The following is a 20,470-nucleotide window of genomic DNA, read 5'->3' as shown; positions in this document are numbered from 1 at the left end:
ACGGCGCGGGAGCGTGCCATTAACAGCCCTTGAGGCGCGCCGCCAGATAATCCGACACGGCATTCATCGCGACCCGCTCCTGGGACATGTCGTCGCGCTGGCGCACCGTCACGGCGTTGTCCTCGAGCGAGTCGAAATCCACCGTCACGCAGAAAGGCGTGCCGATCTCGTCCTGGCGGCGGTAACGTCGCCCAATGGCGCCGGCGTCATCGAAATCGATATTCCAAAACTGACGCAATTCGGCGGCGAGGTCTCGCGCCTTGGGGCTGAGGTCGGCGTGACGGGACAGCGGGAGCACCGCGGCCTTGACCGGAGACAGGCGCGGGTCCAGCCGCAGAACCGTGCGTTTTTCCATCTTGCCCTTGGCGTTCGGGGCTTCGTCCTCGGTGTAGGAGTCGATCAAGAACGCCATGAACGACCGCGTCAGACCGGCGGCCGGCTCGATCACATACGGGGTATACCGGGTGTCGGTCGCCTGGTCGTAGAACGACAGGTCGACGCCGGAATGCTTGGCGTGCGTCGATAAGTCGAAATCGGTGCGATTGGCGACACCTTCCAACTCGCCCCACGGATTACCGGCGAAACCGAACTTGTACTCGATGTCGACGGTGCGATCCGAGTAATGCGACAGCTTGTCGTCCGGATGTTCAAATAACCGCAAGTTCTCCGGCTCGATGCCCAGCTCGACATACCATTGCAGGCGGGTGTCGATCCAGTACTGATGCCATTCCTTCGCGGTCGACGGTTCGACGAAGAACTCCATCTCCATTTGTTCGAACTCGCGGGTCCGGAAAATGAAGTTGCCCGGGGTGATCTCGTTGCGAAAACTCTTGCCGATTTGACCGATTCCGAAAGGCGGCTTCTTGCGGGCGGTCGTCACCACGTTGGCGAAGTTGACGAAGATGCCCTGCGCGGTCTCCGGACGCAGATAGTGCAAACCCTCCTCGGTTTCGATCGGACCGAGATAGGTCTTGAGCATCATGTTGAATTCGCGCGGCTCGGTCCACCGGCCCGGCTCGCCGGTCTCCGGGTCGCGGATGTCGGCCAGCCCGTTGGGCGGCGGGTGTCCGTGTTTGGCTTCGTAGGCTTCGATGAGATGGTCGGCGCGGTAACGCTTGTGGGTGATCAGCGATTCGACCAACGGGTCGTGGAAGACCTCGACATGGCCGGAGGCCACCCAGACTTGCCGCGGCAAGATGATCGACGAATCCAGGCCCACGACGTCGTCGCGGCCGGTGACCACCGAGCGCCACCACTGCCGTTTGATGTTCTCTTTGAACTCCACACCCAATGGGCCGTAATCCCACGCCGACCGGGTGCCGCCGTAGATCTCGCCCGAGGGAAAGACGAAGCCGCGCCGTTTGGCCAGGTTCACTACGGTGTCGATGACGGACGCCACGGGGTGGTGCACTCCCTTTCCGGGTTTGAGCGGGTACGCGCGACGGTCGGCCGCTGTGCGCAGAGCATCAGTCATGGTAGCGATCGGCGCCGCGGCCTTTGACATGCGTCATCACGCATGTGACAGTGGATGGCAACCGATAACGACTTTCACTGGCGGATACTTTCCCACTACCTGGCACTTCTCGAGGTGATGCCGCTCCATGATGACGTCCCCGTCACCTTCTGCCTCGATGCCGGCCGCCGCCGATGCCGACCCGGACCCGGGTGTAGTCGCCCACGACCATGACGCGCTGGGCGCCGCCGGGCACCCCGGCGGCGCCGCCTATCCCGTGCCGCCGCCGCGGGAAATCCTCGATGCCGCCGGCGAGTTGTTGCGCGCACTGGCGGCGCCGGTGCGCATCGCCATCGTGCTGCAGTTGCGCGAATCCCACCGCTGCGTGCACGAGTTGGTGGACGCGCTCGGCGTGCCCCAGCCGCTGGTCAGCCAGCACCTGAAAATCCTCAAGGCGGCCGGCGTGGTCACCGGGGAGCGATCCGGGCGCGAAGTGCTCTACCGGCTGGCGGATCATCACCTCGCGCACATCGTGGTGGACGCCGTCGCGCACGCCAGTGAGGAGCCGCGCCAATGACCGGAACGAGCGTCCGCTCCACCCGGCAACGGGCGGCGATCTCCACGCTGCTGGAGACGCTCGACGAATTCCGCTCGGCCCAAGAGCTGCACGACGAGCTGCGCCGCCGCGGCGAGAACATCGGGCTGACGACGGTCTACCGCACCCTGCAGTCGATGGCCGCGGCCGGGATGATCGACACGCTGCGCACCGACACCGGCGAATCGGTCTACCGTCGGTGTTCGGAGCACCATCACCACCATCTGGTCTGTCGCAGTTGCGGCGCCACCATCGAGGTGGGCGACCACGAGGTCGAAGAGTGGGCGAGCCAAGTGGCCGCCAAGCATGGCTTCTCCGACGTCAGCCACACCATCGAGATCTTCGGCACCTGCTCGGATTGCGAAGGCCGGTAACCGGTTACGCCGTCAGCGCCCGACGAATCTCGGCGCCGGTGTCGAGCACCAGCAGGATCAAGGTCCGCAGGGCGTCGTCGCTCAGGCCGGCGCCCGGAAAGTTGTAGCGCAGCATCACGTCGGCGGTTTTCGACGTGCTTCTGCCCGAATTGCGTTGCACCGCTTTTTCATTGATCTTCTCGATCAAAGTTACGCTGCCGAAGTTGCTGTCGCGGGCCTGCCCGGCCACCTGCTCGCTGAGTCTTTTGGTCAACGGCAGATCCCACGCCAGTATCTGGGTGAGCGAGACCAGATCGAGGCCCTCGGCGATGTTGACCACCCGCAACGAGGCGATGGTGCCGTCGTGGCGCACCGTCACGGCGCCGTCGGCCTCCGCCTCCAGCGGAAGAACGTCGCCGAGTATCGATGCCAGGCGCTCCGGCAGCGGTGACACTATGCGCTCCCGAATCTGCGGTTGCGGGAGGCGTATTCCTCGCACGCCGCCCACAAGTCGCGCCGGTCGTAGTCGGGCCACAACTTGTCCTGGAAGATGTATTCGGCGTAGGCCGCCTGCCACAGCATGAAGTTGCTGGACCGCTGCTCCCCCGACGTCCGCAAGAACAGGTCCACGTCGGGGATGTCGGGCCGCTGCAGGTGATGCGACACCGTCGACTCGGTGACGCGTTCGGGTTTCAGCCGGCCGGCGGCGGCCAGGCGAGCGATTTCCCTTGTGGCCTCGGCGATCTCGGCGCGACCACCGTAGTTGACGCAATAGTTGACGGTGATGACGTCGTTGTCCTTGGTCAGGTCTTCGGCAATCGCCAGTTCGTTGATCACGCTGCGCCACAGGCGTGGCCGCGAACCCACCCACCGGATCTTGACCCCGACAGAGTTCAGGTTCGCCCGGCGCATGCGGACCACGTCGCGATTGAATCCCATCAAAAACCGGACCTCCTCAGGGGACCGCTTCCAGTTCTCGGTGGAGAAGGCGTAGAGGCTGAGCCATTTGATACCGAGTTCGATTGCGCCACAGACGATGTCGATCACCACCGCCTCGCCCGCCTTGTGCCCGTCGGTCCGGTTCAGTCCCTGTTGGGTGGCCCAGCGGCCGTTGCCGTCCATCACGATGGCCACGTGGTTGGGCAATCGGTCGGCCTCGATCTTGGGCGCGGCGGCCTTGGAGATGTGCTGTGGGGGCCGGCACGGCCCGCCGTCGACGGACGGCGGCAGCTCGGGAAAGACGACCGGCCAGGTCGACTTGTCGGGGAACACCGGATAGTCGTCGGGCGCGGGCGGCAGCTGCGGGAAACCGGCTGACGCGGTGGCGCGCTGAGCCTTTCGGCCCGAGTCGCCGGCCCAGAGTTTAGCCACAGTCCATATCCTGCCCGATCAGCGCCGCGCGCTGGTCGGCGACGGTGCGGTCGGCGTGATACGTCCGTTCCACCAGCGGCAGGGTCTTGAGCTGCCGCTCCAGATGCCACTGCAGGTGCGCGGCCACCAGACCGCTGACGTAGTTGCGGTGCGCTTGCGGGGTCTTCTCGGCGAAGTCCCAATCGCCGTCGTGGAGCGCGGACATCAGGCCCAGCACCCCGGGGGGCGGCGTCGTCGAACCGGCCGGGCGACAGTGTGTGCAGACGCTGCCGCCGGCGCCGACATGGAACGCCCGATGGGGACCGGGCGTGGCGCACCGGGCGCATTCGTTCAGCGCGGGCGCCCATCCGGCGATGCCCATCGCACGCAGCAGATAGGCGTCCAGCAGTAGGTCCCGGGACCGGCGGCCGTCGGCCACCGCCCGCAACGCGCTCACCGTGAGCCCGTGCAGCGCCGGGGCGGGTGCCCGCTCCTCGCCGGCGAGGCGTTCGGCGGTTTCCAGCATGGCGCACCCGCAGGTGTAGCGACCGTAGTCGTTGACGATGTCGGTGGCGAACGCATCAATGGAGACGACCTGGGTGACGATGTCGAGGTTGCGGCCGGGGTGTAGCTGCGCGTCGATATGCGCGAACGGCTCCAGCCGAGCACCGAATTTGCTGCGGGTGCGGCGCACGCCCTTGGCAACCGCGCGGACCAACCCGTGATCACGAGTCAGCAGGGTGACGATCCGGTCGGCTTCGCCGAGCTTGTGCTGGCGCAACACAACAGCTCGGTCTCGATATAGCCGCATCACACTAGTTTTGCACCCCGCCGCGACATTACGGGTATCCGCGCCGTTAGTCTCGTACCCCGTGATTGGCGCTTCTGGGTCGGGTCCCGGGTCCATCTCCGGATCCGGCCACCGGCGCCTGCCCACGCTCACTGACCTGCTTTATCAGCTGGCGAGCCGTTCGGTAACGTCCACGACACTGGTGGGGCGCTCGCTGCACGCCATCCACGCCAGCCAGTCCACGCTGAACGCCTTTCGGGTGGTGCTCACCGAGTCGGCGCTAGCCGACGCCGCCGACGCCGACCGGCGCCGCGAGGCCGGTGACACCGCCCCGCTGCTGGGGATTCCGATCGCGGTCAAGGACGACGTCGACGTTGCTGGCGTGCCCACCGCCTTCGGGACCGAGGGGTCGGTCGCGCCGGCGACGCACGACGCCGAGGTGGTGCGCCGGCTCAAGGCGGCCGGCGCGGTGATCGTCGGCAAGACCAACACCTGCGAACTCGGCCAGTGGCCGTTCACCAGCGGGCCCGGTTTCGGGCATACCCGCAACCCCTGGTCGCGCCGGCACACCCCGGGCGGATCGTCGGGGGGCAGCGCCGCGGCGGTGGCGGCCGGGCTGGTCACCGCGGCCATCGGCTCCGACGGCGCCGGCAGCATCCGCATCCCGGCGGCGTGGACGCACCTGGTCGGCATCAAGCCGCAGCGCGGGCGCATCTCGACCTGGCCCTTGCCGGAGGCGTTCAACGGCATCACGGTCAATGGCGTGCTGGCCCGGACGGTGGCCGATGCGGCGCTGGTGCTCGACGCCGCGTCCGGGAACGTCGAGGGGGATCGGCACAAGCCGCCGCCGATCACCGCCTCCGACTACGTGGGCAAGGCGCCCGGCCCGCTGAACATCGCGCTGTCCACCCGGTTTCCGTACACCGGCTTCCGGCCGAAGCTGCACCCGGAGATCCTGGCCGCGACGCGAGCGGTCGGCAAGCAACTCGAACTGCTCGGCCACACAGTGGTGTCCGGCAACCCCGATTACGGCATGCGACTGTCGTGGGACTTTCTCGTCCGCTCCACCGCGGGACTGCGGGATTGGGAGGAGCGGCTGGGCGACGGCGTGGTGCTGGACCCTCGCACCCTGTCCAACCTGCGCCTGGGTGTCGTGCTGGGCCAGGCGATTCTGCGCAGCGCGCGTCGCCACGAAGCGGAAGACCAGCGCCGGGTCGGCTCGATCTTCGACATCGTCGACGTGGTATTGGCGCCGACCACGGCCCAGCCCCCACCCCTGGCGCGCGCCTTCGACCGGCTGAGTGGTCTCGGCACCGACCGCGCCATGATCGCGGCATGCCCGCTGACGTTCCCGTGGAATGTCCTGGGCTGGCCGTCGATCAACGTTCCCGCGGGCTTCACCTCCGAGGGCTTGCCGATCGGTGTGCAGCTGATGGGGCCGGCGAACAGCGAGGGCATGCTGATCTCGCTGGCCGCGGAGCTGGAAGCGGTCAGCGGGTGGGCGAGCGAACAGCCCCAGTCATGGTGGGATCAGACGACGGACGCTCCCGGCGCCGCCGGGCCCCAGACCTGACGCCGCAGCACGTCGGCCCCGCGATCGCGCAGGTTTCAGGGCGAATTAGGCGCTGACAACTCGGGTACTCGTCGGCGATGGACCAATCGACCGCTCCCCTGCTCGACGCGCTGGCCGATTATCGGGCGAAGAACCGTTACGGCTTTACGCCACCGGGCCATCGCCAGGGTCGCGGCACCGACGACCGCGTGCTGCAGGTGCTGGGCCGCGAACCTTTCCTCGACGACGTGCTCGCCAGCGGCGGGCTGGACGACCGCAGAACCAGCAACCGGTATTTGAAACGTGCCGAGGACCTGATGGCCGAAGCCGTGGGCGCCGACATCGCATGGTTTTCCACCTGCGGCAGTTCCCTGTCGGTGAAGGCGGCGATGATGGCCGTGGCCGGCGGCGACGGCAGTCTGCTGGTGAGCCGGGACAGTCACAAATCGATCGTCGCCGGCCTGATCTTCTCCGGTGTGCAGCCGCGGTGGATCACGCCGCGATGGGACGCCGAGCATCACTTCTCCCATCCGCCGTCACCGCAGCAGGTCGAAGAGGTGTGGGACAAGCATCCCGACGCCTCCGGGGCGCTCATCGTGAGCCCCAGCCCATATGGCACCTGCGCCGACATCGCCGGAATCGCCGACGTCTGCCACGCGCGCGGCAAGCCCTTGATCATCGATGAAGCCTGGGGGGCGCACCTGCCGTTTCACGACGACCTGCCGACCTGGGCGATGGATGCCGGCGCCGACATCTGTGTGGTGAGCGTGCACAAAATGGGCGCCGGTTTCGAGCAGGGCTCCGTGTTTCACGTGCAGGGCGACCGCATCGACCAGGATCGCCTGTCGGCCTGCGCGGACCTGCTGATGACCACCAGCCCCAACGTTCTGGTGTATTCGGCCATGGACGGATGGCGGCGACAAATGGTCGAGCACGGGCACGAATTGCTCGACGCCGCACTGGGTCTCGCGATTCAGTTGCGCGCCGACATCGAAGATTTGCCCGGCGTCGAGGTGCTCGACGACGAGTTGCTCGGGGTGCAGGCGTCCCACGACCTGGACCGCTTGCAGGTGCTGATGGACGTATCGGGGACGGGCACGTCCGGCTACCAGGCCGCCGATTGGCTGCGCGCGAACGCTCACATCGACACCGGGATGAGCGATCACCGCCGCATCCTGGCCACCCTGTCCTTCGCGGACGACAGGACCACCGCGGGCCGTCTCATCGATGCGCTGACGGCGTGGCGCAAGGCGGCCGACGACTTCGACCGCCCCCCGCGGATCGACCTGCCCTCCCCCGGTGAGCTGCAATTGGAGACGGTGTGTCTGCCCCGCGACGCGTTTTTCGGGCACGTCGAGGCGGTGCCCACCGATCACGCCGCCGGGCGGGTCGCCGCCGAACAGGTGACGCCCTATCCCCCCGGCATCCCGGCGGTGGTGCCCGGCGAGCGTCTCAATGAGGCGGTGCTGAACTACTTGTGCTCCGGGGTGCGCGCCGGCATGAACACCCCGGATGCTGCCGATCCGTCGATGAAAACGATTCGGGTGCTCGGCTGATCCGCCGGCGGCCGGTTCAGTTGCCTCGCGGCTTCGACATCACCCGATTCCCAACGGCTTTGACCGTGTCCGGCAGCACGCGATTGACCGCGCCCATGACCTTCGACAGTGGCGAGCCGGCCACCACTTTCTGGTCGCCGCGCATCAGGGCCTCGAATCCCTGGCGCGCGACCTGGGCGGGGTCGTCCTTGCGCATCCTGCCAATCAGGGAATAGACCATCTTGGCGCGGCCGAAGAAGTTGGTGTCAGTCGGCCCCGGCATCAGGGCGGTGACGGTAATTGCGGTGTCCCGCAATTCGTCGTGAAGCGCCTGGGCGAAGGATTGGATGAACGACTTCGATGCGTTGTAAACCGGCTGATAGGGACCCGGCATCTGCGACGCGATGGACGAGGTGAACAACACCTTGCCCGCATTGCGAATCGCCATGTCGCGCAGCACCAGCTTGGCCAGATGCACGGTGGAGCGCACGTTGAGATCGATGATGCTGAGATCCTCGGAGAGCTCGCTTTTGAGAAACATCTCGCCGCGGCCGATTCCCGCGTTGAGCGCGGCCGCAGCGAGCACCCGGTCGCCTCCGATTGCGCTCTCGTACAAGTGCTCAACGCCTTCGGGGCCGCGCAGATCCACCTGGACCGGCTGCACGGCGGCACCGAACTGCGAGAGTTTGCCGGGCACGTCGTTGATCGCGTCGTCTTCGGCGGCCACGACCAGGTCATAGCCGTGTCGGGCGAACTGCCTGGCCAGTTCGAATCCGATGCCGCTGGACGCGCCGGTGACGAGCGCGAGTTGAGGTTGCGTCATAGGCCGCGGCTACCCAGCACGAAGGTGACCAAACGCGCGGGGATCCGCGCATCACGATTCGCCTGGGCCCTCGGGTAGCCCACGATGAAAGTCACTTATCGGTTCGGGTTAAAAGCCCAACCGGCCAAGCTGTTTGGGATCGCTTTGCCAGTTTTTGGCGACCTTGACCCGCAGATCGAGGTAAACCTTTGTGCCAAGCAACTTTTCGATCTGGGCACGCGCGGCGGTGCCCACCTCCCGCAGTCGGGCGCCGCCCTTGCCGATCACGATCCCCTTCTGGCTGTCGCGTTCGACGTAGAGCAGGGCGTGCACGTCGATCAGGTCGTCGCGATCCTCTCGCGGATTGACTTCGTCGATGACCACCGCCAGCGAATGCGGCAGCTCGTCGCGCACGCCCTCGAGGGCGGCCTCCCGGATGAGCTCGGCCATCAGGACCTCTTCGGGCTCGTCGCTCAGCTCACCGTCGGGGTAATACGCCGGGCCGGGTGGCAGCGCCGCGGCCAGCACGTCGATCAAGATGTCGACCTGCGCCCCGGTGACCGCCGAGACCGGGACGATCTCCGCCGAGTCGCCCACCAGCTCGCTGACCGCCACCAGCTGCGCGGCCACCCGGTCTTTGGGCGTCTTGTCGATCTTGGTGACGATCGCGACGAGCGTCGTCTTCGGAGCGGTCGCGCGGATCTGCTCCACGATCCACCGATCGCCCGGACCGATCGCTTCGTCGGCCGGGATGCACAGCCCGATCACGTCGACTTCGGAATAGGTGTCGCGCACAAGATCGTTCAGCCGTTTGCCCAGCAGGGTGCGCGGCCGGTGCAGGCCGGGCGTGTCGACCAGAATGATCTGGAAGTCGTCGCGGTGCACGATGCCGCGGATGGTGTGCCGGGTGGTCTGAGGCCGCATCGAGGTGATCGCGACCTTGGTCCCGACGAGCGCGTTCGTCAGCGTCGATTTCCCGGTGTTGGGACGGCCGACCAAACACACGAACCCGGAACGGAATTCACTCATGCTGCTCGGATTCCTCGCCCTGGGAAGCATCATCGGATTGGGCCGGGCTAAGCAGCACGGTATTGATCCGCACCCGGCCCCGGTGATCGGTGCCGCCCTCGGCTTGCAGCCGCAGACCGTGCGAGACCACCTCGGCGCCCGGCAGCGGTACCCGGCCTAGTTCCAGGGCCAGCAGGCCGCCCACGGTGTCGACGTCGAGGTCGTCGTCGAACTCCACCCCGTACAGCTCGCCCAGGTCCTCGATCGGCAGCCGCGCCGACACCCGGAAACGCTTGTCGCCCAGGTCTTCTATCGGCGCCGTCTCCGCCTGGTCGTATTCGTCGGCGATCTCGCCGACGATCTCTTCCAGCACGTCTTCGATGCTGACCAGGCCGGCGATCGCGCCGTACTCGTCGACGAGAAGAGCCATGTGATTGCGGTCGCGCTGCATTTCCCGCAGCAGCGCGTCCAGCGGCTTGGAGTCCGGCACGAAGATCGCCGGCCGCATCACTTTCGACACCGGCGGCGTGCGGCCGCCGTCACCCGACAGAACCGTCTGCGCGACAAGGTCTTTCAGATAAACGACACCGACGATGTCGTCGACGTTTTCACCGATCACCGGGATGCGGGAATGCCCACTGCGCACCGCCAGGTTGATGGCCTGGCTGGCGAACTTGTCGCTTTCGATCCAGATCATCTCGGTGCGCGGCACCATCACCTCGCGGGCCGGGGTGTCGCCGAGTTCGAAGACCGACTGGATCATCCGGCGCTCCTCGGCGGCCACCACGCCACGCTGCTGAGCCAGGTCGACGACTTCGCGCAACTCGATCTCGGAGGCGAACGGCCCGTTGCGCAGGCCACGGCCGGGGGTCAGCGCATTACCCAGCACCACCAGCAGCCGGCTGATCGGCATCAAAAGCCACGAAATCGCTTGCAGCGGAAGGACTGTCGTCAATGCAATGGAGTAGGCGTTCTGGCGGCCGAGGGTACGCGGCCCCACCCCCATCACGACGAAGCTGGTGACCACCATGGTGGCCGCGGCGCCGAACAGTCCCCACCGCAGCCCGAAATTGTCGTACAGGAACACCACCAGGAGCACGGTCGCGGTGATCTCGCAGGTGATGCGCAGCAGCACCACCAGGTTGATGTAGCGGGGTCGTTCCGACATGACCTTGGACAACGCCACCGCGCCGGGCCGCTCGTCGCGCACCAACTCCTGAACCCGGGCCAGCGACACCGTGCTGATGGCGGCGTCGATCGCCGCGAACAGTCCGCCGAGCGCGATCAGCGCGACTGCACCGAACAGCTCAGACCAGCCGGTCATGAATCAGCGTTCTGCTCCTCGGACCGGCTCCGGCGAGCGAGCAGCCAGGCGATTAGGCCCACCACCGCCGCAAACCCGCCGAAGCGCAGCGCCAGGGCCCATGCGGATTGCCTGGGCTGGGCGGGCTCTTGGTGGTGCACGGCCAGCAGCACCAGGAAGCTGCCATCGTCGGTCGGCCCAACGCCCGGCGTCGGCTGCGTCTTGATCACCCTGATCTGGGCCGGCGCGCTGCTGGAGTTGTCGATCTGCCCCCAGGCCAAGGTGGAGTCGTCGAGCAGGAAGGTGTCCTGGCCGCCCGCGGGTTGGCTCCCGTCGTGACCCACCACCGATACGTGGCCCACCTCCACGGTCTCGTCCTTGGCGGGAACGAACACCGTGACGTTCTCGTACAGCTTCGGGGGCGCCGGCGGCTTGTAGTCGGGCGGCGGCGGACCGTTGTAGCCGTTCAACGGAATTGAACCCCCGCCATAGAAGCTGCCCGCCGCCACGTAACTGTCGCCTACCGCGGTGAACGGGACGACGCCGACGGTCGCGGCGTCCAGCACCATCCGGCCCCCGCGCGGCAGGTACGCCTCCTGATAGGCGCCGTTGTAGAAATAGCGGAACGTCATCGGCTGATTGAGCGGGTTGTAGATGGTCGGGCGGCGATAGGCGTCGTCGTAGTCGAGGTAGTCCCAATGGCGCGGCCGGACGAACTTCTGATCGTCGACCTTGAGGATGTCGACGTTCTCCCGGTGGGAACTGACGACGTTTTGCACCCGCTGGTTGAAGTCGACCTGGGTCGGCGGTCTCGGTGGGTTGGCGGGATCGACCCGCGCCGCCGGCGCGGCCTTGGCCGCCGCGATCGCCAGCGACGGCGCGTCAAGTCCACGCGGCGGCGCCACGACCGGCGCATTCCGCGGCGCGTCGGGACCGGGCGGCGGGATCGCCAGCACCGGGATGTTCTGACCCGCGTTGGGCGGCGGAAGGACCAGCGGGTTCTGCGCCGGCGGCGGCATAGGGGGCGGCTCGTACACCGGGATGGGCACTTCCGGCACCGGCCTGGGCGCGTTGCTCGGGGGTCCCTGAACCCCGCGGCGGTCCTCGCTGCACACGTTCGCGGTGTGATAGGCGTTCACGTAGAACATGCAGTGCTGGCAGGAAACCGGGTTCGATCCGGCCCCCGCGCACGGGGCCGCCTGCGCCACCGAAGCGGTGGTGGTGACCAAAATCGACAGCGGTGCGAAAGCGATGGCGGCGGCCGTCAGAATGCGCAGTGGTCTCAATGGTCGAAATACCTTGACTTGTCGAGCAATCGGCGGTCGCGTTCGGATTGGCGGTCCTGGTGGTAGGCCTCGACCTGCTCGGCGACCCACTCTTCGAGCAACCGGTCCTGCAGGGCAAACATCTCCTTTTCCTCGTCCGGCTCGCCGTGGTCGTAGCCGATCAGATGCAGCACCCCATGGATGGTCAGCAGCGCCAGCTCGTGCCCCAGGCTGTGGCCCGCCGAGGCGGCCTGGCCGGCCGCGAATTCGGGGCACAGCACGATGTCGCCCAGCATCGAGGGCCCCGGTTCGGGGGCGTCCGGACGCCCACCCGGTTCGAGCTCGTCCATCGGAAAGCTCATCACGTCGGTCGGGCCGGGCAGGTCCATCCAGCGCATGTGCAGGTCCGCCATCGCGGCGGTGTCCAGCAGCACCATCGACAGCTCGGCCGCGGGGTTGACGTCCATCTTGGCGATGACGAACCGCGCGACGCTGATTAGTTCGGCCTCGGAGACGTCGATACCCGATTCGTTGGATACCTCGATGCTCATCCGTTCACCGCACCATCATCGACGACCGCGCGAGCCCGTCGCCCGCCGCGCCGCCCGGTTCATCGTCAGGCCGGGCTCGTCAAACTTCGCATAGGCGTCGACGATCTCCGAAACCAGCCGGTGACGAACCACGTCCACACTGGTCAGCTCCGCGACGTGGATGTCATCGACGCTGTCCAGGATTTCCATCGCCGAACGCAGGCCCGACTTGGCGCCGCCCGGAAGGTCGACCTGGGTGATGTCGCCGGTGACGACGATCTTCGATCCGAAGCCGAGCCGGGTGAGGAACATCTTCATCTGCTCGGCGGTGGTGTTCTGCGCCTCGTCGAGGACGATGAACGCGGAGTTCAGCGTGCGTCCCCGCATGTACGCCAGCGGCGCCACCTCGATGACCCCGGCGGTCATCAGTTTGGGGATCAGCTCCGGATCCATCATGTCGTAGAGGGCGTCGTACAGCGGCCGCAGATAAGGGTCGATCTTCTCGCTCAGCGTGCCGGGCAAAAAGCCAAGGCGCTCACCGGCTTCCACGGCCGGGCGGGTCAGAATGATGCGGTTGACCTGTTTGGTCTGCAGCGCGTTGACCGCCTTGGCCATCGCCAGATAGGTCTTCCCGGTTCCGGCCGGGCCGACCCCGAAGACGATGGTGTTGGCGTCGATGGCGTCGACGTAGCGCTTCTGGTTGAGCGTCTTGGGCCGAATGGTCTTGCCGCGCCGTGACAGGATGTCCAGCGTGAGTACCTCGGCCGGTGACTCGTTGTCGGTGCCGGCCAGCATGGCGACGCTGTGGCGAACCACCTCCGGGGTCAACTGCTGACCACTGGCGACGATGGCGATCAGCTCGGAGATCACCCGGTCGGCGAGCGCGACGTCGGCGGGTTCACCCGCGACGGTGACCGCGTTGCCGCGCACGTGCAGGTCGGCCTTAAGGCTGCGCTCGAGGGCCCGCAGGTTCTGGTCCGCCGAACCCAACAAATCCATGACGACATCGGGCGGAACGTCGATGCTGCTGCGAACCTGAGCAGAGACGGGGACGGCTCCGGCTGCGTCAGCAGCGCTGGTCTCGCGGGGCGTCACGTGGCTCTCGATGCCTGCTTTCTCGGCTTGTCGGTGGGTTGCTGGGCCGTCTCAGTCTACGCCGAGGGCCCGGTTTGGTCAGTGTTGCGCAACCTACTCGACGTCGGGCCGGTGTCGCGAACCCGCAGCGTGTGCCCGTTTGCCGGGACATCGCCGAGCTGGTCCCACCTCGGGGTCAACACGCCGAGGGCGCCCAGTGCGACCGCCGCGGCGCTCGACGTCCGCAGCACCTGAGGCCCGAGCCGCACCGCCGCAGCGCCCGCCGCGGACAGCTCCGCCATCTCGTCGTCGGCGATGCCGCCTTCCGGACCGACCACCAGGAGCAGCGATTTCGCGTCGGCCAGCCCGACATCCGCGAGCCGGTCGGTGGCCGATTCGTGCAGGGCGAACGCCCTCGCGCCGCCGGCCACCTCGTCGCGGATCCGCTGAGTCAACTCGGCGGTGCCCAGCACGCCGTCTACGGGCGGGATGTGCGCCCGACGCGATTGCCGGGCCGCCGACCGGGCGACGGCACGCCATCGCCGCAAACCCTTGTCCACCCGGTTGCCCTGCCAGTTGGCGACACACCGGGCGGCGTGCCAGGCCACGAACGCGTCGGCGCCGGCTTCGGTGGCCAATTCGATGGCCAGTTCCGAGCGATCCGACTTCGGCAGCGCCTGCACCACCGTCACCCGCGGGGATCCCGGGGCGACGCGCCAGCGTTCGAGCACCCGGGCACGCAGCCCGTCGCGCCCGGCGTGCTCGACCTCGCAGTGGGCCAGGGCCCCGGCGCCATCGCCGAGCACCAGCCGCTCGCCGGGGCGGATGCGCCGCACGGTGGCGGCGTGAAAACCCTCGTCACCGCCCAACACGGCGAGCGAGCCCGGCTCGGGCAAATCGTCGAGGTAGAACAGGGTCGCGACCATGTGCGCGCCTTAGCGGCCCCCCGCCTAGCGTCCGGTGAAGGTTTCGCGCAGCCGGCTGAACAAACCGCCGCCGGCGTGGGTCGAGCGGACCTCGGGCACGTCGCGGTTGCGGCGAGTCTTGAACTCGCGCAACAATTCGGTGTCGCGGTGATCCAGCCGGGCCGGAACGACGACCTCGACGTGCACATGCAGATCGCCGCGGGTGCCGGATCGCAGGTGCGGCATACCGTGGCCGCGCAGGGTGATGACCGACCCCGGTTGGGTACCGGGCGGGATGGTGATCTCGCTGACGCCGTCCAGGATGGCGTCGATGGTGACGGTGGCGCCCAGCGCCGCGTCGACCATAGGCACCGAAACCGTGCAGTGCAGATCGTCGCCTTCTCGGACGAAGACGTCGTGCGGCTGTTCGTGGACCTCGACGTAGAGGTCGCCCGCCGGGCCGCCGCCGGGCCCGACCTCACCCTGGGCGGCGAGCCGCACCCGCATGCCGTCGCCGACACCGGCGGGGATCTTGACGCTGATCTCGCGGCGGGCCCGCACCCTGCCGTCGCCCATGCATTGATGGCACGGGTCGGGAATGACCACGCCGACGCCCCGGCAGGTCGGGCACGGCCGTGACGTCATCACCTGGCCCAGCAGCGAGCGTTGCACGGTCTGCACCTCGCCGCGCCCGCCGCAGGTGTCGCACGGCACCGGAGCCGAATCGCCGTTGGTGCCCTTGCCTTGGCATCGATCACACAGCACCGCGGTGTCGACGGTGACCTGCTTGGTCACACCGGTCGCGCACTCTTCGAGGTCGAGCCGCATGCGCAGCAACGAGTCCGAGCCCGGCCGTACCCGCCCGATCGGGCCGCGTGAGGTCGCTCCCCCGCTGAAGCCGCCGCCGAAGAAGGCCTCGAACACGTCACCCAGGCCACCGAAACCGGCGCCGAAACCGCCGCCCGCCGAGGCCGCGTTCTCCATCGGATCCCCACCGAGGTCGACGACCCGCCGCTTCTCGGGGTCGCTCAGCACCTCGTAGGCGACGCTGATCTCCTTGAATTTCGCCTGCGCGGCCTCGTCGGGGTTGACGTCCGGATGCAGTTCGCGGGCCAGCTTGCGATACGCGCGCTTGATCTCCGCGTCGCTGGCGTTTCTGCTCACGCCGAGCAGCCCGTAGTAATCGCGTGCCACGCTTGCCTCTCCTATACCTGGTCTTTCCCCGCGCCTACCGGCCCTGCTGGTGCGCGTTCATCGAGCACCCAGGACTTCGCCGATATATAGGGCAACCGCAGCAACGCTGGCGATAGTTCCCGGATAGTCCATCCGGGTGGGCCCCAGCACACCCATTCCCCCGTAAACGGTGTCGGAGGTGCCGTAGGCGGTGGTGACCACGGAGGTGCCCAAAATCTGCTCGGCGGCCGTCTCGTGGCCGATGCGCACCGTCACCTTACCGGCTTCCTGCTGGGCGGCCAGCAACCGCAACACCACCACCTGCTCCTCCAGCGCTTCCAGAATCGAGCGCAAGGAGCCACCGAAATCGGCCGCGTTACGGGTCAGGTTGGCGGTGCCGCCCAACAACAAGCGCTCTTCGGTGTGTTCGACCAGGGATTCCAGCAACACCGTCGCCGACCGGCCGACGGCGTCACCCAGGCCGTCCGGGCTGCGCAGCTGTCCGGCGAGGTCGGCCACCGCGACCGAGGCGGCCGACAACTTCTTGCCCACCAGCGCCTGGCCGAGCATCTCGCGCAGCTGGGCCAGTTCGTGCTCGTCGATGACATCGCCGAGTTCGACGACCCGCTGGTCGACCCGGCCGGAGTCGGTGATGACGACCATCAGGAGCCGGGCCGGGGTCAGGGCGATCACCTCAAGGTGGCGCACGGTGGACGACGACGCCGTGGGGTACTGCACGACGGCCACCTGCCGGGTCAGTTGCGACAGCAGCCGCACCGCCCGGCGCAGGACGTCGTCGAGGTCCACCCCGGACTCGAGAAAGCCTTGGATCGCGCGCCGTTCGGCCGACGAGAGCGGCTTGACGTCATCGAGCCGGTCGACGAATTCGCGGTAGCCCTTCTCGGTGGGCACCCGTCCGGAACTGGTGTGCGGCTGGGTGATGTAACCCTCGGCCTCGAGTACCGCCATGTCATTGCGCACGGTGGCGGACGAGACGCCCAGATTGTGGCGCTCCACCAACGCTTTGGAACCGATCGGTTCCTTGGTGGCGACGAAGTCGGCCACGATGGCGCGCAGCACCTCGAACCGACGGTCATCGGCGCTTCCCACCGGCCGCCACCTCCTCGATACCGCCATGACCGGATTCATTTTACGGGCCCAGGCGGCGTCGACCGCTGTCAGCGGCCGTTCGGCCAAGGCGTCGCCGACGGGCGCCGTAGCAAGACTTTCTGCAACGCATCGGTGCTGAGGCACATCGTTCCGGCTAGCCTTTCCAGAATGAACCGGTCGGGCCACAGCAATGAGTCAGGAAAGGTCGGCCGATGATCTTCAAGGGCGTGCGCGACGGCAAGCCGTATCCCGAGCACAACCTGTCGTATCGGGATTGGTCCCAGATTCCGCCGCAGCAGATCCGGCTCGACGAATTGGTCACCACCACAACGGTGCTCGCCCTGGATCGCCTGCTGTCCGAGGATTCCACCTTCTACGGCGATCTGTTCCCGCACGCGGTCCGGTGGAAGGGCACCACCTATCTCGAGGACGGCCTGCATCGTGCGGTGCGCGCCGCGCTGCGGAATCGGACGGTGCTGCACGCGCGGGTGTATGACATGGATATGTCGCCGCACCCACCGGTGTGATTCGAGTGGTCACGTTCGGGCCTCGCCGCGTGTCGACCTAGTAAGGACGTTGGTTTCCGCCACAACTTGCCAGGAGGACCGCCATGCCACGACTGCAAGGGGTATCCGACCGCGACGCCGGACTCGGCGCCAAGATCGCTTTCTTTTTCACCAAGCGCAAGCTCGCCCAGATGACCGGGCTGGAAACCGCGGGCATGCTGGAACCGCTGCGGATGTATGCGCACGTCCCGCGACTGCTCAACGCCTACGGCAAGTTGGAGCAGGCCGAGTCGAAACTCGACATCCTCACCCCCCGCCAGCGGGCGTTGGCGGAGCTGAAGTCGGCGACGACGGTGCGCTGCGAATACTGCATCGACCTCGGCTCCCAGATCGCCCGGCGCTGGGGCGTCACCGACGAGGAGCTGCTGGCGCTGTCCAAGCCCGAGGCCGAATATCTGCGCGCGCCGTGTTTTTCCGACGTCGACAAGCTGATCCTGCGGTACGCCACCGCGATCAGCCGCACCCCCGTCGAGGTGACCGATGAGCTCTTCGATGCGCTGCGCGCGCACTTCGATACCGCCCAGCTGGTCGGCCTGACCCACGTCATCACGCTGGGCAACCTGCGCGCCCGATTCAACATCGCACTCGATATCGGCTCGTCGGGATTTTCCGGTAATCGGGTGTGCGCCCTGCCCGAGACCGATCGCCCATGACGGTGCAGGCGTCCCTGGTGGCACGCTTCGAGGCGGCCCGGCCCCAGCTGGGCGCCCTCGCCTACCGCATGCTGGGCTCGCTCGACGACGCCCAGGATGCGGTGCAGGAGGCCTGGTTGCGCCTGAGCCGCAGCGCCGAATCCGACGGCATGGACGGCATCGCCAACCTGGACGCCTGGCTGACCACGGTGGTGGCGCGCATCTGCCTGAACATGCTGCGCGACCGCCGGGCCCGGGACGGCGCCGATTCGGCCGGTCACCTGCCGGATCCGATCGTGGAGGCAGAGGGTGAATTCGACCCCGAGCACCGCGCGATGCTGGCCGACGCGGTGGGGCTGGCGCTGTTCGTGGTGCTGGATACTTTGCCACCGGCCGAGCGGCTGGCGTTCGTGCTGCACGACGTGTTCGCCGTGCCGTTCGATCAGATAGCGGCGATCGTCGAGCGGACGCCGGAGGCCGCCCGCAAGCTCGCCAGCCGGGCCCGACGGCGGATCGAGCAGGCCGAGCCGGCGCCCGACGGCACGTTGGCGGCGCAACGCGAGGTGGTCGACGCGTTCTTCGCGGCGGGGCGCAGCGGCGACTTCGACCGCCTGGTTTCGGTGCTCGATCCTGACGTCGTGCTGCGTGGTGACTTCGGTGCCCGGGCCACCGGCTTCCGGGCTGAGGGCGCGCGACGAGTGGCCGAACTGGCCCGTGGTTACGCCGGGCCGGAGCGCGAAGTTCTCGCCGCAACCGTGAACGGCGCCGCCGGCGCGGTGATTTTCGTCGCGGGCCGCGCGGCATCCGTCATGGCCTTCGTGGTGCGCGGCGGCCGGATCCGCGCGATCGATGTGCTTGCGGATCCGGCACGCATCGCCAGGTTGGACTTGCGCGCGTTACGCGTTGGTCACTGACCGGCAGCCTGCAACAACTCCATCGCCGATGACCGCGACAGCACCCAGCTGCCCTGATTGTTGACGAACGTGACGTTCTGCGTGACGGGCGACGTCAGCTTCGGGCCCGAGACCGCAACGTCGGCCGTCGCCGAACCGGCCGCGGCCGGCTGGATGTTCGTGACGTCGAACGACAGCGGCAGGTCGCCGTCCTTCGCCGCCTTCTTCAGCTTCTTGTCGGCGACGTGCGCTTCGACCCCGCTGATGCCGCCCTGCACCAGGTTGCCCTTGTTGGCGAAGGAGACGCTCGGGTCGGCGAGGCTGGTCAACACGCCCGTCAGCTGATCGGACGTCGGCACGTTTTCGCCCGCGACGGGCTGCGCCGGCGGCGGGTCCTGCGGAAGCGGCGCGCCGACGGTGGCGAGCCGCACACCGGCGCACAATGCACTCGGGGTTACGGCGGAGGCGACGCCCGCGGCGACACCCCCGACGATGGCCAGGGCTGCCACCCCGGTGGCGATGGTTTTGACGATCTTCATGGTTCCCCCTTCGGTGGACACGAACGTCGACGCACGGTTGGCGATCCGCAACGCCCGTTCTGGCGATGTGGACGGTGTCAGCGTGCCCGCTGCGTCTGTTACTTCGCGTCTCGGCACCGATACGTTACGGCCGTCCGATGTGCAGACAACATGAGAAAACCGAGCGCTGGCTCTGCGGGGGACGCCCGCTCGTGTCCGCGGAGGTGACCTTCAGCGCGCGGCCGTGGGTCGAAACGGCGAACCCCACACACCGCTTACGGGGCGCATGGGGTCCGCCTATGCCGTCGGCGTTGCTCAACGCATTCGCCGGACTGCCTCAGTTCATCGCGGTCGCAGCCTGGATCAGCGCGATCGCCGCGTCGTGCTGCAAGACCCAGTTGCCGCCCTGGTTGACGAACACCAGGTGCTTGCTGACCGGACCGGCGAACTTGGGCCCCGAGATGCCGACATCGGCCTGGGCCATGTTCGGCCCCGCTGGCGCGATGTTCGTCACGTTGAACTGCTCGGGAAAGTTCCCGTTGCGATATGCCTTCCGCAAGTCGTGATCGGCAACCATGCCCTCGTTTTGACTGACGCCGTTTTCCACCAAGTTGTTCTTGTCCCGGTAGTTGACGCCGGGGTCGGTTACTTGGTTGCAGAGGTTGGCCAGTTGGTCAGCCGTCGGCAACTGCCCCGGCGCTCCCGGCGGCGGGGGCGGAGGCGGCGGCGGATCCTGTGGCAGTGGCACGCCGGCCGCCGCCAACTGCACCTGATCCAGACCCAGCGGTGCTGCAATGGAAGCCACACCGGCGGCGGCGCCGCCAATGGCGGTCAGCGCCGCCACGCCCGTGGCAATGGACTTCACGGATTTCACAGGTCCCCCTTCGATGCACATGGACCGTGGCGGAATCCTGCGGATGGCCGCACGCGGTCACACGTCTCCATGGTTGAGATGGTGTAAGTGTGCCCTGTGACTCCGGAATTTGTGTCTCAGGTCGGTCACGTTACGACGTCGCTACGGTGACAGGTGAAACACGCTAAAAGGCCTGTGCCGCAACCGGGT

General features: G+C 67.4%; 22 protein-coding genes. 7 read left to right on the top strand and 15 right to left on the bottom strand.

Going from position 1 to position 20,470, the window contains the following annotated elements; translation table 11 throughout:
- Positions 1-19: 19 nt before the first annotated feature.
- Complete coding sequence (locus BST14_RS02405; RefSeq protein ID WP_083063031.1) at positions 20-1,411, bottom strand: glycine--tRNA ligase; 1,392 nt, start codon at positions 1,409-1,411, stop codon at positions 20-22.
- 190 nt (positions 1,412-1,601) lie between these two features.
- Here BST14_RS02405 and BST14_RS02400 point away from each other — a divergent pair, with 190 nt between their 5' ends.
- Entirely contained in the window at positions 1,602-2,030 is a 429-nt protein-coding gene (locus BST14_RS02400; RefSeq protein WP_211280638.1) for an ArsR/SmtB family transcription factor, read from the top strand.
- Positions 2,027-2,422, top strand: coding sequence for a Fur family transcriptional regulator (locus BST14_RS02395; protein WP_083062986.1), 396 nt, complete (start codon positions 2,027-2,029; stop codon positions 2,420-2,422). The genes BST14_RS02400 and BST14_RS02395 overlap by 4 nt, the downstream gene beginning before the upstream one ends.
- A gap of 4 nt (positions 2,423-2,426) precedes the next feature.
- On the opposite strand, the gene BST14_RS02390 is transcribed toward BST14_RS02395, so the two are convergent.
- From BST14_RS02390 to recO, 3 genes are read right to left on the bottom strand one after another with little or no spacing between them, the layout of a single operon-like run.
- The gene (locus BST14_RS02390; protein WP_083062985.1) at positions 2,427-2,855 is read right to left on the bottom strand and encodes a hypothetical protein; all 429 of its coding nucleotides are present in this window, start codon (positions 2,853-2,855) and stop codon (positions 2,427-2,429) included.
- Positions 2,855-3,772, bottom strand: a complete 918-nt coding sequence (locus BST14_RS02385; protein WP_083062984.1) for a decaprenyl diphosphate synthase — start codon at positions 3,770-3,772, stop codon at positions 2,855-2,857. The genes BST14_RS02390 and BST14_RS02385 overlap by 1 nt, the downstream gene beginning before the upstream one ends.
- Positions 3,765-4,562, bottom strand: coding sequence for a DNA repair protein RecO (recO, locus tag BST14_RS02380; RefSeq protein ID WP_083062983.1), 798 nt, complete (start codon positions 4,560-4,562; stop codon positions 3,765-3,767). The genes BST14_RS02385 and recO overlap by 8 nt, the downstream gene beginning before the upstream one ends.
- A gap of 61 nt (positions 4,563-4,623) precedes the next feature.
- On the opposite strand from recO, the gene BST14_RS02375 reads away from it, so the two are divergent.
- Positions 4,624-6,114, top strand: a complete 1,491-nt coding sequence (locus tag BST14_RS02375; RefSeq protein ID WP_083062982.1) for an amidase — start codon at positions 4,624-4,626, stop codon at positions 6,112-6,114.
- A gap of 77 nt (positions 6,115-6,191) precedes the next feature.
- Positions 6,192-7,649 carry an aminotransferase class I/II-fold pyridoxal phosphate-dependent enzyme gene (locus BST14_RS02370; protein WP_083062981.1) on the top strand — a complete coding sequence of 486 codons (1,458 nt, stop codon included), beginning with the start codon at positions 6,192-6,194 and terminating at the stop codon, positions 7,647-7,649.
- 16 nt (positions 7,650-7,665) lie between these two features.
- Here the strand turns inward: BST14_RS02370 and BST14_RS02365 are convergent, their stop codons facing one another.
- The 9 genes from BST14_RS02365 to hrcA form a co-directional block, all read right to left on the bottom strand.
- The gene (locus BST14_RS02365; RefSeq protein WP_083062980.1) at positions 7,666-8,451 is read right to left on the bottom strand and encodes an SDR family NAD(P)-dependent oxidoreductase; all 786 of its coding nucleotides are present in this window, start codon (positions 8,449-8,451) and stop codon (positions 7,666-7,668) included.
- Positions 8,452-8,559: 108 nt separating this feature from the next.
- A complete protein-coding gene (gene era / locus BST14_RS02360; protein ID WP_083062979.1) occupies positions 8,560-9,459 on the bottom strand; it encodes a GTPase Era in 900 nt (299 codons plus the stop codon).
- Complete coding sequence (locus BST14_RS02355; RefSeq protein ID WP_083062978.1) at positions 9,452-10,762, bottom strand: hemolysin family protein; 1,311 nt, start codon at positions 10,760-10,762, stop codon at positions 9,452-9,454. Before BST14_RS02355 ends, era begins: the two co-directional genes overlap by 8 nt.
- Positions 10,759-12,027, bottom strand: a complete 1,269-nt coding sequence (locus BST14_RS02350) for a hypothetical protein (protein ID WP_083062977.1) — start codon at positions 12,025-12,027, stop codon at positions 10,759-10,761. The genes BST14_RS02355 and BST14_RS02350 overlap by 4 nt, the downstream gene beginning before the upstream one ends.
- The gene (gene ybeY / locus BST14_RS02345) at positions 12,024-12,557 is read right to left on the bottom strand and encodes an rRNA maturation RNase YbeY (RefSeq protein ID WP_066869564.1); all 534 of its coding nucleotides are present in this window, start codon (positions 12,555-12,557) and stop codon (positions 12,024-12,026) included. The genes BST14_RS02350 and ybeY overlap by 4 nt, the downstream gene beginning before the upstream one ends.
- 15 nt (positions 12,558-12,572) lie before the next feature.
- The gene (locus tag BST14_RS02340; RefSeq protein ID WP_083062976.1) at positions 12,573-13,631 is read right to left on the bottom strand and encodes a PhoH family protein; all 1,059 of its coding nucleotides are present in this window, start codon (positions 13,629-13,631) and stop codon (positions 12,573-12,575) included.
- Positions 13,632-13,687: 56 nt separating this feature from the next.
- The gene (locus BST14_RS02335) at positions 13,688-14,536 is read right to left on the bottom strand and encodes a 16S rRNA (uracil(1498)-N(3))-methyltransferase (protein WP_083062975.1); all 849 of its coding nucleotides are present in this window, start codon (positions 14,534-14,536) and stop codon (positions 13,688-13,690) included.
- Positions 14,537-14,560: 24 nt separating this feature from the next.
- A complete protein-coding gene (gene dnaJ / locus BST14_RS02330) occupies positions 14,561-15,709 on the bottom strand; it encodes a molecular chaperone DnaJ (protein ID WP_083062974.1) in 1,149 nt (382 codons plus the stop codon).
- A gap of 57 nt (positions 15,710-15,766) precedes the next feature.
- Complete coding sequence (hrcA, locus tag BST14_RS02325) at positions 15,767-16,798, bottom strand: heat-inducible transcriptional repressor HrcA (RefSeq protein WP_083062973.1); 1,032 nt, start codon at positions 16,796-16,798, stop codon at positions 15,767-15,769.
- 212 nt (positions 16,799-17,010) lie between these two features.
- On the opposite strand from hrcA, the gene BST14_RS02320 reads away from it, so the two are divergent.
- The 3 genes from BST14_RS02320 to BST14_RS02310 all read left to right on the top strand — a co-directional run bounded on the left by BST14_RS02320 (position 17,011) and on the right by BST14_RS02310 (position 18,910).
- Positions 17,011-17,325, top strand: coding sequence for a type II toxin-antitoxin system VapB family antitoxin (locus BST14_RS02320; RefSeq protein WP_083062972.1), 315 nt, complete (start codon positions 17,011-17,013; stop codon positions 17,323-17,325).
- Between the two features lie 83 nt (positions 17,326-17,408).
- On the top strand, positions 17,409-18,017 hold the full coding sequence (locus BST14_RS02315) for a carboxymuconolactone decarboxylase family protein (RefSeq protein WP_083062971.1): 609 nt from the start codon (positions 17,409-17,411) through the stop codon (positions 18,015-18,017).
- Positions 18,014-18,910: a sigma-70 family RNA polymerase sigma factor gene (locus BST14_RS02310; protein WP_083062970.1), complete on the top strand. Its 897-nt coding sequence runs from the start codon at positions 18,014-18,016 to the stop codon at positions 18,908-18,910. The genes BST14_RS02315 and BST14_RS02310 overlap by 4 nt, the downstream gene beginning before the upstream one ends.
- Here the strand turns inward: BST14_RS02310 and BST14_RS02305 are convergent.
- Entirely contained in the window at positions 18,904-19,428 is a 525-nt protein-coding gene (locus BST14_RS02305; protein WP_083063030.1) for an MTB12 family secreted protein, read from the bottom strand. The two genes, BST14_RS02310 and BST14_RS02305, sit on opposite strands and share 7 nt — an antisense overlap.
- A gap of 316 nt (positions 19,429-19,744) precedes the next feature.
- Positions 19,745-20,281: an MTB12 family secreted protein gene (locus BST14_RS02300; RefSeq protein WP_083062969.1), complete on the bottom strand. Its 537-nt coding sequence runs from the start codon at positions 20,279-20,281 to the stop codon at positions 19,745-19,747.
- Positions 20,282-20,470: the final 189 nt, after the last annotated feature.

The organism is Mycobacterium arosiense ATCC BAA-1401 = DSM 45069 (assembly GCF_002086125.1).
GTDB classification, from domain to species: domain Bacteria; phylum Actinomycetota; class Actinomycetes; order Mycobacteriales; family Mycobacteriaceae; genus Mycobacterium; species Mycobacterium arosiense.
This window is presented reverse-complemented; position numbering and strand designations above follow the sequence as displayed.